7 protein-coding genes are annotated in these 15,623 nt (G+C 72.6%); 2 read left to right on the forward strand and 5 right to left on the reverse strand.

Annotation, left to right across the window (positions count from 1 at the left end):
• Positions 1-75: 75 nt before the first annotated feature.
• A complete protein-coding gene (gene pulA, locus RZ50_RS12780) occupies positions 76-5,577 on the reverse strand; it encodes a pullulanase-type alpha-1,6-glucosidase (RefSeq protein ID WP_196951949.1) in 5,502 nt (1,833 codons plus the stop codon).
• 317 nt (positions 5,578-5,894) lie between these two features.
• Here pulA and RZ50_RS12785 point away from each other — a divergent pair, with 317 nt between their 5' ends.
• Positions 5,895-6,860 carry a phosphatase PAP2 family protein gene (locus RZ50_RS12785; protein ID WP_196951948.1) on the forward strand — a complete coding sequence of 322 codons (966 nt, stop codon included), beginning with the start codon at positions 5,895-5,897 and terminating at the stop codon, positions 6,858-6,860.
• Positions 6,861-6,958: 98 nt separating this feature from the next.
• On the opposite strand, the gene RZ50_RS12790 is transcribed toward RZ50_RS12785, so the two are convergent.
• Both RZ50_RS12790 and RZ50_RS12795 read right to left on the reverse strand, forming a co-directional pair.
• Positions 6,959-9,985, reverse strand: a complete 3,027-nt coding sequence (locus RZ50_RS12790; protein WP_196951947.1) for a bifunctional [glutamine synthetase] adenylyltransferase/[glutamine synthetase]-adenylyl-L-tyrosine phosphorylase — start codon at positions 9,983-9,985, stop codon at positions 6,959-6,961.
• Positions 9,986-10,220: 235 nt separating this feature from the next.
• A complete protein-coding gene (locus RZ50_RS12795; protein WP_196951946.1) occupies positions 10,221-11,582 on the reverse strand; it encodes a glutamine synthetase family protein in 1,362 nt (453 codons plus the stop codon).
• A gap of 175 nt (positions 11,583-11,757) precedes the next feature.
• On the opposite strand from RZ50_RS12795, the gene RZ50_RS12800 reads away from it, so the two are divergent.
• Positions 11,758-13,512, forward strand: coding sequence for an NAD+ synthase (locus RZ50_RS12800; protein WP_196951945.1), 1,755 nt, complete (start codon positions 11,758-11,760; stop codon positions 13,510-13,512).
• A 52-nt stretch (positions 13,513-13,564) separates the two neighbouring features.
• Here RZ50_RS12800 and RZ50_RS12805 read toward each other — a convergent pair whose 3' ends face one another.
• Positions 13,565-14,611 carry an endonuclease/exonuclease/phosphatase family protein gene (locus RZ50_RS12805; protein ID WP_196951944.1) on the reverse strand — a complete coding sequence of 349 codons (1,047 nt, stop codon included), beginning with the start codon at positions 14,609-14,611 and terminating at the stop codon, positions 13,565-13,567.
• Between the two features lie 240 nt (positions 14,612-14,851).
• Entirely contained in the window at positions 14,852-15,481 is a 630-nt protein-coding gene (locus RZ50_RS12810) for a TetR/AcrR family transcriptional regulator (protein ID WP_196951943.1), read from the reverse strand.
• Positions 15,482-15,623: the final 142 nt, after the last annotated feature.

A 15,623-nucleotide genomic window follows, 5' to 3' on the forward strand; every position in this document is an offset into this window, starting at 1 on the left:
CGCCGCCGAAGCGGAACCGGGCCCCGCACCGCCACAACGGCGGTACGGGGCCGGGGAGTTGCCGAGGCCGTGGAATCAGCCCTGGACGAACACCGCCACGGTGCGGCCCGGCACGGTGAACGTCCCGGTCGCGGCGTCGAAGCCGGACCGCTTCACCACCTGGTCCACCCCGCCCGCCTGGACGGGGTGCAGCGCCTGGTTCGTCCCCCGCAGGGCCGCCACGGTCTGCGTCTGCGCGGTGGGCGTGGCGTTGAAGACCACGGTGACGCCCTTCTCCGCCCCCTTGAGCCCGGTGCCGTCCAGGTGCAGGGTGATCACCCCGGGCGTCTCACCGGGCGTGCCGGAGAGCGGGTACGAGAGCCGCTGCTGGACGTCGGCCAGGGTGGGCAGCGAGAACAGCGGCGAGGAGCGCTTGATCCGCAGGAACTCCTGGAACTGCGCCGTGGTCGCCCGGATGTCGGCCGCACCCACGGTCAACTTCGGGTTGGCCAGCAGGGACTGGGCGGTCGGCCACATCTCCTGGTTGTCCTTCGCCATCGGCAGGCCCCGGCCCCAGCCGTTGCCCTGGGCGGCGTCCCAGTGGATGGCGTTGAACCAGTCCCCCGAGTCGTAGGAGTTGGAGTCCAGCGACTTGGAGCGCAGCAGGTCGCTGCCGGCCTGGGCGAAGCCCGCGCCCTGGGTGAGCGCGGTCAGCGACAGCCCGAGCGCCTGCATCCGGGCCCGGTCGGCGGGCGCGGTGCTGGTCGGCAGCTTGTACGCGAGCGCGTCGAACAGGTCGGTGTTGTCGTGGGCGTCCACGTACTCCACCGCCTCGCCCGGCCTGGCCGCGTAGCCGGTCGGGGCGCCGTTGTAGTCGACCTGCTCCCCGGTGACGGCCTTCCCCGCGCTGTCGGTGAAGGAGTAGCCGGCCAGGTTGCCGGTCAGCCCGACCTTGATCTGGTCCATCTGGTGCAGCAGTCGGGCCTTCTGCTCCTGCGGGTCGCCGTTCGCGGGCGAGCCGTTGGGATCGGTGTACAGGCCCGAGGCGAAGCCCTGCTGCGGCGCGGAGTTCAGCATGAAGTTGCCGCCGCGCGCGGCGTCGCGGATCCGGTCGTCGAAGGTGGCGATGCCGGTGCCGGCCATGTTCCGCTGGGTGGCCTGCACGAACCGGGCGTCGTTCGCGACGACGCCGAAGTTCCAGCCCTCGCCGTACAGGAGGACGTTCCTGCCGTCCACGCCGTCCGACGCGGGCGTCATCTTCCGCAGCGCGGCCTGCACGTCCAGCATGGTGGACTTCGGGTCCAGGCCCATCAGGTCGAAGCGGAAGCCGTCGACCTGGTACTCCCGGGCCCACAGCGTCACCGAGTCGACCACCAGCCGGTTCATCATGGCGTGCTCGGGCGCCGTGTCGGCGCAGCAACTGTCCGTCGTCACCTTGCCGTTGGCGTCCAGCCGCTGGTAGTAGCCGGGTACCACCCGGTCCAGCACCGAGTGCTCGGCCTGGCCGCTGGCGGCGGTGTGGTTGTAGACCACGTCCAGCACCACCCGCAGCCCGGCCGCGTGCATCGCCTGGACCATCCGCCGGAACTGCACGGTGCGCGCGGTGCCGGTGGAGTCCGTGGCGTACGTGCCCTCGGGCACGTTGTAGTGCAGAGGGTCGTAGCCCCAGTTGTAGGCGTCGTCGGCGGCGACGGCCGCCACGCACTCCTGCTGCTTGGGGCTGTCCGCCGGAAGGGACTTGAGGTCGCAGGGCGGCAGCTTCTGGTCGGCCCTGTTCTTCGGGATGGACGCGATGTCGAAGGTCGGCAGCAGGTGGACGGTGGTCACCCCGGCCTTGGCGAGGTCCCGGAGGTGCTGCATCCCGGCCGAGTTCGACTCGGTGAACGCCAGGTAGGTGCCGCGCTCGGCGGCCGGGACGGTGGAGTCCTCCACCGAGAAGTCCCGGACGTGCAGTTCCTGGATCTGCTGCTGCGCGAGCGGGACGGCCTTCGGACGGGGCTGGTCGTCCCAGCCCTGGGGCTTGAGCTCCTTGGCGTCCAGGTCGGCGACCAGGCTGCGCCGGGAGTCGGCGGACAGCGCCACCGAGTACGGGTCGGTGACGGTGTTGACCACCAGTTGCTGCACCGAGGGCGCCCAGACCCTGACCTGGTACACGTAGTACTTGCCGTCCAGCTCCCGCTTGTCGCGGACGACCTCCCACACCCCGGTCTCGTCGTCCCGCTTCAGCGGCAGCGTCCTCGGGGTGCCCCCGGCGGCACTGTCGAAGACCTGGACGGAGACGTCCTGTGCGGTCGGCGCCCACAGCGAGAGCGCGACCTTGCCGTCGTAGTAGGCCGGGCCGAAGTCCACCCTGCCGGTCCGGCCGGCGTACAGGTCGTCCAGCACGCCGGGGATCTGGACGCCGGTGGCGGCCGACACCGCACCGCTGGGCAGGTGTTCGGTGAACAGCAGTTGGCCGCGCAGCGCGGCCGGGACGCGGGCGGTGTCCCGGGCGTCCACGGTGAAGGCCCGGTAGCCCGCCAGGTGCGGGTACTTGGCCTTCTGCGCGTCGGTCAGCCCGCCGGCAGGGGTGAGCCGGATCCACCGGCCGGGCTTGGTCAGCGCGCCCTTGTCGGCGCGGATGCCGCCCTCGGGGTCGTACACCAGCTGGGCGCTGGTGCCGCCGGCCAGGGCCTGGTCGGTGGCCCCGTAGTTCGCCGGGACGACGACGGTCCTCGCGTCGATCCACTGGGCCTTGGCGCCGGAGAGGTCCAACTGCGAGGAGGCGGCCGGGTTCTGCGGCAGCAGGTAGCCCTCGCGGCCGCCGAGGATCCACACCTCCCTGCCGTTGACGGAGAGGTCCAGCGACTGGTCGGTGGGCAGGTCCTTGTCGTTGCCCTTGTGCAGGATGTAGCTGAGGCTGGTCGCGCCGGGGGCGAGCGGTACCTCGAAGACGGCGCCGAAGGCGTCGCGGCGCACCGGTGTCAGCGGCTTGCCCCAGTCGGTGGGGGCGGCGGCGCCGGTCCAGTCGTGCAGGCCCCAGCCGTCGTAGTCGCCGTCGGCCCGGTTGTAGTGGATGACGGCGGTGTTCGCGGGCTGGGTGTTCGCCGGGCCCGGGTCGGCCGTGCGCACGGCCGGGTCGCCCTGCTTCAGCCAGACCTCACCGGTGGCGCCGACGTCGAGGTGCCGGTCGGCGTCCACGTCCTTGACGCCGTTCTTCTCCACGATGAAGCCCACGTCGGAGGCGCCCGGCTTGAGCCTCACGTACGCGAAGGCGCCGTACGCGTCGCGCCCGGTGAAGGCGTGCCCGGCCGGCCACTGGGTGGCCTCGCCGTCGGCGAGGTCGCCCCAGGCGTAGAGGTTCCAGCCGTCGTAGTCGCCGTCCGGCCGGTTGTAGTGGACGACGGCGTACGGGCGGGCGCCGGCGGTGGGCACCGGCTTGGGCGCCGGGGTGCCGGTGGTGAAGCTCGCGGTGGCGGAGCGCAGGTGGCCGGCGGAGTCCTGGACGACGGCCTTGTAGCGCACCACCGTGCCGGGGGCGACGGCGCCGAGGTCCTGGGTGACGAGGTACTTCCCGGTGTCGGCGGTGCCCAGCGTCTGCCAGGGCCCGTTGCCGATCTGGGCGGCGAAGCTCACCCGGTCGAAGCCGCCGCCGTCGACCTTGGCGCCGATGGTGACCAGCCCGGTGGAGCCGTCCGCGGGCGGCTGCACCGAGAGCTGCGGCGCCGCGCCGGCGGCCGCGAGCCTGCCGTCCGCCCTGAGCACGACGGAGGAGAGCGCCGGCACGGTGACGGTCACCCTGCGGTCGGCGCCGCTGGTGACGCGCTCGCCCGCGGTCGGGTAGATCCGGTCGAAGCCCATCCCGGCCGAGAAGGTGTCCAGCGTGACGGTCTTCGCCTCGGCGGCGTTGTTGACCGCCACCAGGTACTCGACCTGCTGCCCCGCGTCGATCCGGGAGAACGCGTAGACGCCCGCGCCGTCGGCGGCGTACCGCTCGATCTGCGCGCCGTCGGCCAGTGCCGGGTTGTCCCGCCGCAGCCCGGCCAGCCCGGCGATGCCCCGGTAGAGCCCGCCGTCCTGCCCGTACCGGTCGGCCGGGCCGGAGGGGCCGCCGAGCACCCGGTCGGTGTTGTACGAGGCCGTCCTGGAGGCGAACATGTCCTGCCGGGCGTCCTTGTCGCCGCCCGCGCCGGTGAAGCCCTGCTCGTCGCCGTAGTAGACGACGGGCTGGCCGCGGGTGAGGAACTGGAGCTCGGTGGCGAGCCGGTCCTTCTTCAGCAGGGTCGCCTCGTCGGCGCCCGGGTCGTCGGCCAGCAGGAAGGAGCCGAACCGGCCCATGTCGTGGTTGCCGAGGAAGGTCGGCAGCTCGTACGCGTCGGTGTCGGCGCTGGTGTAGCGGTAGTCCTGGCCGTAGACGTCGGCCAGGTTCCTCGCCGAGCCGCCCTGGGAGACGTAGGAGCGGGCCGCGCCCTGGAACGGGAAGTCCAGCGTGGCCTGGAGCCTGCCCTTCGTGACGTACGGCGAGGTGACGGCCGGGTCGCCGGAGTAGACCTCGCCGAACATGAAGAACCGCTTGTTGCCCTGCTTGGCCGCGAAGTCCTTGAGCGCGGGCGCCCACTGCTGCCAGAACGCCATGTTGACGTGCTTGACGGTGTCGATCCGGAAGCCGTCCACGCCGGCGTCCTTGACCCACTGCTGGTAGACCTGCTCGAAGCCCTTCACCACGCGCGGGTTCTGGGTGTCGAGGTCGTCCAGCCCGTTGAAGTCGCCCTCGGTGGCGGACTCGCCGACGAAGGTCGAGTCGCCCCGGTTGTGGTAGAGCGCCGGGTCGTTGAGCCAGGACGGGCTCTTGGCCTTGGCGTCGGCGGGGGTGCGGAAGACCGGGGTGTAGGGGAAGGAGTCCTTGGTGATCTTCGGCCAGGGCGCCCCGGAGTCGGCGATCGCGGTCTCGTCGACGGGGTTGCCGTCGGCGTCCAGCGTCGGGTAGGCACCGGTCGAGCGGTAGCCGTGCTGCTGCTCGGCGTAGTCGATGACGTCGGCGGTGTGGTTGGTGATGACGTCGAAGAAGACCTTGATGCCGCGCGCGTGCGCCTTGGCTATCAGCTCCTTGAGCTGCGCGTTGGTGCCGAAGTGCGGGTCGACCTGGGTGAAGTCGGTGATCCAGTACCCGTGGTAGCCCGCCGAGGCGTCGGCACCACTGCCCTGCACCGGCTTGTTCCTGAAGATCGGAGCCATCCAGATCGCGGTGGTGCCGAGGTTCTGGATGTAGTCGAGCTTCTGGATCAGCCCGGCCAGGTCGCCGCCGTGGTAGAAGCCCTTGTCGGTCGGGTCGAAGCCGTTCTCCAGCCGCCCCCCGGTGATGCCTCCGGTGTCGTTGGAGGTGTCGCCGTTGGCGAAGCGGTCGGGCAGGACGAAGTAGAACTGCTCGCGGGTGAGGTCGTGCCGCCCGGCGGTGGCCGCCAGCGCGGAGTCCGAGGGCGGGGCGGGCGGGGCCGCGGCGAGGGCCGCGGGGGCGCCGCCGAGGGTGGCGGCGGTCAGCGCGGCGGCCAGCAGGACGGCCGTCCGGCCGGGTCTGGGTCGGAGGCTGCTCCGTCGGAGGCGGAGCGGGGCATCGGCCACTGAGGGCTCCCTTAGGGGGAAGGGGCGATCGATTTCCCAGGAAGCTAGCGGCCTGCAATATGTTTCAGCAAGATGCAGAAACCTTTTCGTAGCAAGGAGATCCAGGTCACCGGCCGCTGCCGCCACCCCGATTACGCCCTTCGAACGACGAGCGTGACAATGGGACGCATGTCCGTCCCACCGGTAAGCACCAGAATCGATCGCACCCCCTACCCCGGTGGGATCTGCCCCCTACCCCTCAAGGGGGACAGCCGGTGAAGAATCCACTTCCGGAGGATGAGCAGACGGCTACGAGCGGTCTGGCAGACTTCTCGTCCATGGGGGAACCGACCGAGATCAACCGAGGCGTCGCCGGGCGCGCCGACGTGGCCCACGGTGGCGGTTCCGAAGCAGCGAAGGCCCCCACGGTCCACCTGCACGAAGGAACCACCCGTGCCGCCCAGTCCCGTACCGCCGCCCTGCGCGACCGCATCCGGGGCCAGCGCCGCTCACCGGCCCGGCCGCGGATCTGGTTCGAGCTCGCCCTCATCGGGATCAGCTACTGGATCTACTCGATCGTGCGCAACGCCGTCCCGGAGCAGGCGTCGATAGCCCAGAAGCACGCGAGCTGGATCTGGGACCTGGAGCAGCACCTCGGCATCGCCGTCGAGCGTTCGATCAACCACGCCGTGGACGGCGTCGGGTGGCTCATCACCGGGATGAACTACTACTACGCGACGCTGCACTTCGTCATCACCATCGGCGTGCTGATCTGGCTCTACCGCTGGCACCCCGGCCGCTACGTCGCCGCCCGCACCGTGCTGTTCGTCACCACCGGGATCGCCCTCGTCGGCTTCTACTTCTTCCCGCTGGCCCCGCCGCGGCTGATGACCGACGGCGGCTTCATCGACACCGTGAAGGTCCACGGCACCTGGGGCTCGATGGCCTCCGGCCCCGCCGCGCACGTCTCCAACCAGTACGCGGCGATGCCCTCGATGCACATCGGCTGGTCGATGTGGTGCGGACTGGCGATCTTCTTCCTGGCCCGCCGGACGTGGGTGCGGGTGCTCGGCCTGCTGTACCCGGCGACCACCCTGCTGGTCATCATCTCGACCGCCAACCACTTCTGGATGGACGCCATCGGCGGCGAGATCTGCCTCGCCGTGGGCTTCCTCTCCGCCCGCTGGCTCTACCACGAGTGGGTCTACCGGCTGCCCCGGGTGCCCGACCGGGAGAAGAGCGACGAGCCGATCACCGTTCCCGAGCAGTGGAGCGAACCGGCGGTCACCGCCGGGCGGCGCTGACGCGGAAACGGGAGGGGCCCCTGCGGGGCCCCTTCTTCGTACGCCGGTCGGCCTCGCGCACCGATCGGCTTCGCGCACCGGTCGGCTTCGCACGCCGGTCAGCCGCCGCCGTAGAACAGCCGGTCCACCACCACCCGGGCCCGCCGGGTGGTGCGCCGGTAGTCGTCCACCAGCTCCCCGCTGTGCCCGGCGCCGTACCCGAGGTAGCGGGCCACCCCCGCCAGCTCCCGGGCCTCCCCCGGGAAGCTGTCCCCCGGCCGGCCGCGCACCAGCATCACCGCCGCCCGCACCCGGGAGGCCAGCACCCAGGCCGCATCCAGCACCTCCGCGTCCGCCGCCTCCACCAGCCCGGCCTCGACGGCGGCCGCCAGCGCGAGCCTGGTCCGGGTGGTGCGCAGGGCCGGCAACTCGTGCCCGTGCTGGAGCTGGAGCAGCTGCACCGTCCACTCCACGTCCGCCAGCCCGCCCCGACCGATCTTGGTGTGGGTGGTCGGGTCGGCGCCGCGCGGCAGCCGCTCGGCCTCGATCCGCGCCTTGATCCGGCGGATCTCCACCAGGTCCCGCTCCGGCACCCCGGTGCCCGGGTAGCGCAGCGGGTCGATCAACCCCCGGAACCGCACCCCCAGTTCCTCGTCCCCCGCCACCGGCTCGGCCCGCAGCAGCGCCTGGCTCTCCCAGGCGTGCGACCAGCGCCGGTAGTACGCCGCGTACGAGGCGAGGCTGCGCACCAGCGGACCGCTGCGCCCCTCCGGCCGCAGGTCGGCGTCGACCAGCAGCGGCGGCTCGGTGGACGGCGCGCCCAGCAGGGTCCGCAGCTGGTGGCAGACCGCCTGGGCGGCCCGGGCCGCCTCCTGCTCCAGCGAGCCGAGCAGCGGCTCGTGGACGAAGAGCACGTCCGCGTCCGAGCCGTAGCCCAGCTCGTGGCCGCCGAAGCGGCCCATCGCGATCACCGCGATCCGGGTCGGCAGGTCCCCGTTCTCGGCCTCCCAGCCGGCGACGCAGGCGTTCAGCGCGCCCTGCAGGGTGGCGGCGTTGAGCGCGGTCAACGCCTCCCCCGCGACGTCCAGCGCCTCCCCCGGGGTCTCCCCGAGCCGGCCCAGCACGTCCGCGGCGGCCGTACGGAACAGCTCCCGGCGGCGCACCGAGCGGGCGGAGGCCACGGCGGCGGCAGTGGACCCGGCCCGGCGGACGGCGGCCAGGATCTCCGACTGGAGGGCCGCCCGGCCGCGCGGCACCAGGCCCTGCGGGTCGCCCAGCATCGCCACCGCCTCGGGGGCGCGCAGCAGCAGGTCGGGGGCGAGGCGGCCGGCCGACAGCACCCGGGCGAGTTGCTCGGCGGCGGCGCTCTCGTCCCGCAGCAGCCGCAGGTACCAGGGGGTACGGCCGAGCGCGTCGGAGACCAGGCGGAAGTTGAGCAGCCCGGCGTCCGGGTCGGCCGAGTCGGCGAACCAGCCGAGCAGCACCGGCAGCAGGGTGCGCTGGATCGCCGCCTTGCGGCTCACCCCGGAGGCGAGCGCGCTGATGTGCCGCAGCGCCGCGGCCGGGTCCGCGTAGCCGAGCGCCTCCAGCCGGGCCCGGGCCGCCTCCGGGGTCAGCCCGGCGGCACCGGGCGGCAGTTCGGCGACGGCGTCGAGCAGCGGGCGGTAGAACAACTTCTCGTGCAGCCGCCTGACCTCCACCGCGTGCCGCTTCCACTCGCGCTGCAGCGCGGCCACCGGGTCGGAGCGGGTGTCGTCGTTGATCAGCGAGGCGAGCGAGCGGGCGAGGCGGCGCAGGTCCTCCTCGGCGGTGGGCATCAGATGGGTGCGGCGCAGCCGGTGCAGCTGGATGCGGTGCTCCAGCGAGCGCAGGAAGCGGTACGCGGCGTCCAGCGAGGCGGCGTCCGCCCGGCCGACGTACCCGCCGCGGGAGAGCGCGGCCAGCGCCTCCAGGGTGTTGCCGCTGCGCAGCGCCGGGTCGGTGCGGCCGTGCACCAGCTGGAGCAGCTGGACGGAGAACTCGACGTCGCGCAGCCCGCCCGGGCCGAGCTTGAGCTGGCGGTCCAGCTCGGTGGCCGGGATGGAGTCGATCACCCGGCGGCGCATCTGCTGCACGTCGGCGACGAAGTTCTCCCGGGCCGCGGCCTGCCAGACCATCGGGGCGAGCGCCTCCAGGTACGCGGCGCCGAGTTCGGCGTCCCCGGCCACCGGGCGGGCCTTGAGCAGCGCCTGGAACTCCCAGGTCTTGGCCCAGCGCTGGTAGTAGGCGAGGTGGCTGGCCAGGGTGCGCACCAGCGGGCCGTTGCGGCCCTCGGGGCGCAGGTTGGCGTCCACCGGCCAGATGGTGCCCTCGCCGGTGGTGTCCGCGCAGAGCCGGGTGAGCGCGGCGGCCAGTCGGGTGGCGGCCGCGAGCGCCTCCTGCTCGCCCACGCCCTCGCGCGGCTCGGCGACGAAAACGACGTCCACGTCCGAGACGTAGTTGAGCTCGCGGCCGCCGCACTTGCCCATGCCGATCACCGCGAGCCGGCAGGCCGCGGCGGCCTCCTGGTCCTGCTCGGCGGCGAGGTCCAGGGCGGTCTGGAGGGTGGCGCCGGCCAGGTCGGCGAGTTCGGCGGCGGTCTGGGCGAGGTCGGTGGTGCCGGTGAGGTCGCGGGCGGCGATGGCCAGCAGGCAGCGGCGGTAGGCGACGCGCAGCGCGTTCGCCGGGTTCCGGTCGCCGCCCCGGACGCCCTCGGCGAGGGCGCGGCGGAAGTCCTCCGGACCGGGGTGCATGTCGCGCAGTTCGAAGGTGACCAGCACGTGCCAGTCGTGCGGGTGCCGGGCCAGGTGCTCGCCGAGCGCGGTGGAGACGCCGAGCACGCCGAGCAGCCGGTCGCGCAGCGGCTTGGAGGTGGTGAGGGTGTCGCGCAGGGTGTGCCGGTCGGCCTCGTCGGCGGCCTCCAGCAGGCGGGCCAGGCCCAGCAGCGCGAGGTCGGGGTCGGCGGTGGCGCCGAGCGCGTCCAGCAGCACCGGGTCGTCGGCCAGGCCCTCCAGCTCCGGGCCCTCCAGCAGCCGCACCGCCTGCGCGGGGTCGGTGAACCCGCGCCGGACCAGCCGCATCTCCGGCCGGCTGATCCGGCCCCCGGCCCGCTGCTCCTCGACCGCCATCGGCCCCTCCATCCGTCCGCCCCAGCAGGTTACGCGCCCGTGCGGCGCCGTGCCGGGCGTGACCGGCGGATGGACCGGTCGGATCGCGGCGGGAGGCCACCGCCCTCGAAGCGCACCGCTTCGTCGCGGATCCTTCACATTCCGCCGTCAGGGGGCGGCCCAGCGGGATCCCCCGAACGGAGACCCCGCCGTCGCCCGATCGGGCGACGGCGGGGCCGGGGGTTCGAACCGCAGCTCAGAGCACCTGGAGGTTCTCGCGCAGCTCGAACGGGGTGACCTCGGAGCGGTACTTCTCCCACTCCTGGCGCTTGTTGCGGAGGAAGAAGTCGAACACGTGCTCCCCGAGCGTCTCCGCGACGAGTTCGCTGCGCTGCATCAGGTCGATGGCCTCGCCGAGGTTCTGCGGCATCGGCTGGATGCCGAGGGCGCGGCGCTCGGAGTCGGACAGCGCCCACACGTCGTCGTCGGCGCCGGGCGGGAGCTCGTAGCCCTCCTCGATGCCCTTGAGGCCGGCCGCGAGGGTGACGGCGTAGGCGAGGTAGGGGTTGCAGCCGGTGTCGAGGGAGCGGACCTCGATCCGGGTGGAGCCCTGCTTGCCCGGCTTGTACATCGGCACCCGGATCAGCGCCGAGCGGTTGTTGTGGCCCCAGCAGATGTACGAGGGGGCCTCACCGCCGGCCCCGGCGGTGCGCTGGGAGCCGCCCCAGATCCGCTTGTAGGAGTTCACCCACTGGTTGGTGACGGCCGCGGTCTCGGCGGCGTGCCGCAGCAGGCCGGCGATGAAGGAGCGGCCGACCTTGGACAGCTGGTACTCGGCGCCGGACTCGTGGAAGGCGTTGCGGTCGCCCTCGAACAGCGAGACGTGGGTGTGCATGCCGCTGCCGGGGTGCTCGGAGAAGGGCTTGGGCATGAAGCTCGCGTGCACGCCCTGCTCCAGCGCGACCTCCTTCATGACCAGCCGGAAGGTCATGATGTTGTCGGCGGTGGACAGCGCGTCGGCGTAGCGCAGGTCGATCTCCTGCTGGCCGGGGGCGCCCTCGTGGTGCGAGAACTCGACCGAGATGCCCATCGACTCCAGCATGGTGATCGCCTGCCGGCGGAAGTCGTGGCCCACCCCGCGCGGGGTGTGGTCGAAGTAGCCGGACTGGTCGGCGGGGATCGGCGGGGTGCCGTCGCCGGGCAGGTTCTTCAGCAGGAAGAACTCGATCTCGGGGTGGGTGTAGAAGGTGAAACCCTGCTCCGAGGCCTTCTCCAGGGTGCGCTTGAGCACGAACCGGGGGTCGGCGTACGAGGGCGAGCCGTCCGGCATCAGGATGTCGCAGAACATCCGGGCGGTGCCGGGGATCTCCGAGCGCCACGGCAGGATCTGGAAGGTGGTCGGGTCCGGCTTGGCGATCATGTCGGACTCGTAGACCCGGGCGAAGCCCTCGATCGCCGACCCGTCGAAGCCGATGCCCTCCTCGAACGCCTGCTCCAGCTCGGCCGGCGCCACCGCGACCGACTTCAGGAACCCCAGCACGTCGGTGAACCACAGCCGGACGAACCGGATGTCACGCTCTTCGAGCGTCCGAAGCACGAACTGCTGCTGCTTGCCCATGGGGACAGTCTCACCTCTGCTCTTTACGCTCGTGTTACGCCCTGGAGGCTCGCGGAAAGACCCCGTAAAGCGATTGACCCCATCATGGCCGATCACCGCGCGGCGCGTCAGTGCCGACCCCGCTCCCGGCCCCCGTACGGGACATCGCGTCAGATCGACGATTACACTGTGAGCCATGCCCAATCTCCGTCTCGCCCTGAGCCAGATCGACCCCTGGGTCGGTGACATCGCCCGCAACAGCGATGAGGTGGTGCGCTGGACCGCGCGGGCCGTGGGAGCCGGTGCCCAGTTGGTCGCCTTCCCCGAGATGGCCCTGACCGGGTACCCGGTCGAGGACCTCGCCCTGCGGCGCTCCTTCGTCGAGGCCTCCCGCGGGGCGCTGGTCGAGCTGGCGGGCCGACTGGCCGACGAGGGGCTGGGCGAGGTTCCGGTGGTGGTGGGCTACCTCGGGCGCTCCGAGCAGGCCTCGCCGCGCTTCGGCCGCCCGGCCGGGTCGCCGCAGAACTGCGCCGCCGTGCTGCACCGGGGCGAGGTGGTCACCCGCTTCGCCAAGCACCACCTGCCCAACTACGGGGTCTTCGACGAGTTCCGCTGGTTCGTCCCCGGCGACCAGCTGCCGGTGCTGCGGCTGCACGGGGTGGACGTCGCGCTGGCCATCTGCGAGGACATCTGGCAGGACGGCGGCCGGGTCACCGCCGCGCGCGAGGCCGAGGCCGGGCTGCTGCTGGTGATCAACGGCTCCCCGTACGAGCGGAACAAGGACGACCAGCGGCTGGAGCTGGTCCGGCGCCGCGCCGCCGAGGCGGGCTGCGCCCTGGCGTACGTCAACATGGTCGGCGGCCAGGACGAGCTGGTCTTCGACGGCGACTCGATCGTGGTCGGCGCAGACGGCGAGGTCCTCGCCCGCTCCCCGCAGTTCGAGGAGCACCTGCTGGTGATGGACCTCGACCTGCCGGCCGCCGGTGACGACCACACCGACGGCCTGCTGCTGAGCGACGGCCTGCACCTGGTGCGCACCGTGCTGAGCACCGAACCGCGGGCCGTGCCCGCCGGGGAGCCGGCCCCCGGGATCGCGCCGCGGCTGTCCGACGAGGCCGAGATCTGGGCCGCGCTGGTCTCCGGCACCCGGGCGTACGTGGCCAAGAACGGCTTCCGCTCGGTGCTGATCGGCCTGTCCGGCGGCATCGACTCGGCGCTGGTGGCCGCGATCGCGGTGGACGCGGTCGGCGCGGAGAACGTGCACTGCGTCTCGATGCCCAGCCGCTACTCCTCGCAGCACTCCAGGGACGACGCGGCCGAGCTGGCCCGCCGCACCGGCCTGCACTTCCGGACCGTCTCCATCGCCCCGATGTTCGACGCCTACATGGGCGCCACCGAGCTGACCGGCCTGGCCGAGGAGAACCTCCAGTCCCGGCTGCGCGGCACCCTGCTGATGGCGATCTCCAACCAGGAGGGGCACATCGTGCTCGCGCCCGGCAACAAGAGCGAGCTGGCGGTCGGCTACTCGACCCTGTACGGCGACTCGGTGGGCGCGTACGGCCCGATCAAGGACGTCTACAAGTCGCTGGTCTTCCCCCTCGCCCGCTGGCGCAACGAGGAGGCCGAGCGGCGCGGCGAGGTGCCGCCGATCCCGGAGAACACCATCTCCAAGCCGCCGTCCGCCGAGCTGCGGCCGGACCAGAAGGACACCGACTCGCTGCCCGACTACGACCTGCTGGACAGCGTGCTGGCCCGCTACATCGAGGGCGACGAGGGCCGGGACGCGATCGTCGCGGCCGGCTTCGACCCGGCCGTGGTGGACCGGGTGGTCCGGCTGGTCGACACCGCCGAGTACAAGCGGCGCCAGTACCCGCCGGGCCCGAAGATCTCGGTCAAGAACTTCGGCCGGGACCGCCGTCTGCCGATCACCAACCGGTGGCGGCGGGGCTGATCCCGAGGCGGGCCGACCCCGGGGTGGGGCGGCCGGTCCCGGAGACGGACCCCTACGACGAGTACCGGTAGGCGGCGGCCACCGCGAGGTGGTCGCTGCCGTCCCGGGGCAGGGTGCGGGAGTCCACCGGTTCGAGCCCGCCCTTGCTCATGATCTGGTCGATCCGCGCCATCGGGAACGCCGCCGGCCAGCTGAACCCGAAGCCGTCCCCGGCGGCGCCCTGGGCCGAGCGCATCTGCGAGGTGACGGGCGCCAGGCTGCGGTCGTTCATGGTGCCGTTGAGGTCGCCGAGCAGCAGGACCTTCTTCAGCGGCTCGCCCTGGATCGCGTCGCCGAGCGCCTGCGCGCTGACGTCCCGCTGGTTGACGGTGAAGCCGCCCTCGGCCTTGAGCCGCACGGAGGGCAGGTGCGCGACGTACACCGCGACCGGGCCCTGCGGGGTGGTGACCTGGGCCCGGAACGCCCTGGTCCAGCCGATCTTCAGGTCCACCGGGGAGACCTCGCCGATCGGGTACTTCGACCAGAGGCCGACCGTCCCCTCCACCGTGTGGTACGGGTACGCCCCGGCGAGGCCGTTCTCGTACGAGCGCAGCTGCTTGCCGGCCAGCTCCTGGAGGGCGACGATCTGGGCGTCGGAGGCGATCAGGCCGCGGATGGTGGCCTGCACGTCGGTGTTGGCGGCGGCGACGTTGTGGCTGACCACCGTCCAGTCGCCCTTGCCGCCGCTCTTGTCGGTGAGCAGCCCGCCGAACAGGTTGGCCCACAGCACGGCGGGCAGCAGCAGGGCGAGCAGCGCGGTGGCGGAGCGGCGCAGCAGCGCGGGCACCAGCAGCACCGGGACGGCCAGGCCCAGCCAGGGCAGGAAGGTCTCCAGCAGGCTGCCGAGGTTGCCGACGCCGTTGGGCAGGTCGGCGTGGAAGGCCAGCAGCACGGCGGTGAGCAGGGCCAGCAGGGCGATCAGCAGGCCGCGCCGCCAGGGGCCGCTGCCACGGGCGTCGCGGCCCCAGTGCCGCAGGCCGAGGAAGCGAACGGGGCGGCGGTCGGACGAGGTGTCCCGGGACCGGTCGGTGGTCCACTCGGTCCTGTCCGCCTGTGCCATGCCGTGGCTCCCGCCGCTCGTGCCGTCCGCCGGTCCGGTGTCCGGCCCGTTGGGGTACGGGCGCCGCGCCGGACTGGTGCCGGTTTGCTCGGATATCCGGCTCAGCCTATGCCGGGACAGACGTGCGGCCCCCGGAACGGGTTCCGGCGTGGCCCGGTTTGGTGAGCCAGGACACGTCCGGACACGATCGACCCGCTCCCGTCCGGGAGCGTCCGGGAGCGTCCGGCCGTGGGAGGGGCCTCAGCGCGGTGCGACGCCGTCGAGCACGGTGTCGACCAGTCGGCGGGAGAGGTCCGGATCCTCCAGGTCGGTGTCGTCCGACAGGATGCTGCGGTAGAGGATCGGGCCCATCAGCAGGTCACCGAGCAGCTCCACGTCGAGGTCGTCGCGGATCACGCCCTCGGCGATGGCCTGGCGGACCAGGTGGAGCCCGACCTCCCGGCGCGGTTTGACCACCCTCTCCAGGTAGGCGGCGTGCAGCTCGGGCAGACCGTGCATCTGGCCGAGGGCGGCCTTGAGGACCCAGCGGGTGCGCTTGGCCAGGCCACGCCGGCGGATGTAGTCGACCATCGCGATCAGGTCCTCGCGGGCGCCGCCGCCGGTGGGCTCCGGCACCGGCTCCTCCAGCCGGCCGACCACGTCGACGAGCAGGGCCTCCTTGTTGGGCCAGCGCCGGTAGATGGTGGCCTTGCCGACGCCGGCGGCGGTGGCGATGCCCTCGATGGTGAGCTCGGACAGCGTGTTGCCGTCGGCCATCAGGTCCTCGACGGCGGTGAAGATGGCCTGCTCGGCGGCCTCGCTGCGGGGTCGGCCCCGGCGTACCGCCGTGCCGTGCTGCCCGGTCTCGGCGGTCGGCGTGTCCGTCTTCATCCCCGCTGTCTCTCCCTCGCTGCCCCCGGCGTGAGCGCCGGGGCGTGTCCGTCGGTGAGTCCGCGGCGGGGGTGGGGCCCCGCTTCGGACCGAGGCCCTGCCACCCGGGCCCACCCGGGTGACAGGGCCATTGTCACTCAGC

The sequence above is a fragment of the Kitasatospora sp. SUK 42 genome (genome assembly GCF_015776785.2).
In the GTDB taxonomy this organism is placed as follows: Bacteria; Actinomycetota; Actinomycetes; order Streptomycetales; family Streptomycetaceae; genus Kitasatospora.

What these genes read in the sequence shown, in the direction of transcription:
- RZ50_RS12800 (WP_196951945.1), top strand. Translation starts at nt 11,758, where the DNA reads ATGCCCAATCTCCGTCTCGCCCTGAGCCAGATCGACCCCTGGGTCGGT.
- RZ50_RS12795 (WP_196951946.1), bottom strand. Translation starts at nt 11,582, where the DNA reads ATGGGCAAGCAGCAGCAGTTCGTGCTTCGGACGCTCGAAGAGCGTGAC.
- RZ50_RS12790 (WP_196951947.1), bottom strand. Translation starts at nt 9,985, where the DNA reads ATGGCGGTCGAGGAGCAGCGGGCCGGGGGCCGGATCAGCCGGCCGGAG.
- RZ50_RS12805 (WP_196951944.1), bottom strand. Translation starts at nt 14,611, where the DNA reads ATGGCACAGGCGGACAGGACCGAGTGGACCACCGACCGGTCCCGGGAC.
- RZ50_RS12785 (WP_196951948.1), top strand. Translation starts at nt 5,895, where the DNA reads ATGGGGGAACCGACCGAGATCAACCGAGGCGTCGCCGGGCGCGCCGAC.
- RZ50_RS12810 (WP_196951943.1), bottom strand. Translation starts at nt 15,481, where the DNA reads ATGAAGACGGACACGCCGACCGCCGAGACCGGGCAGCACGGCACGGCG.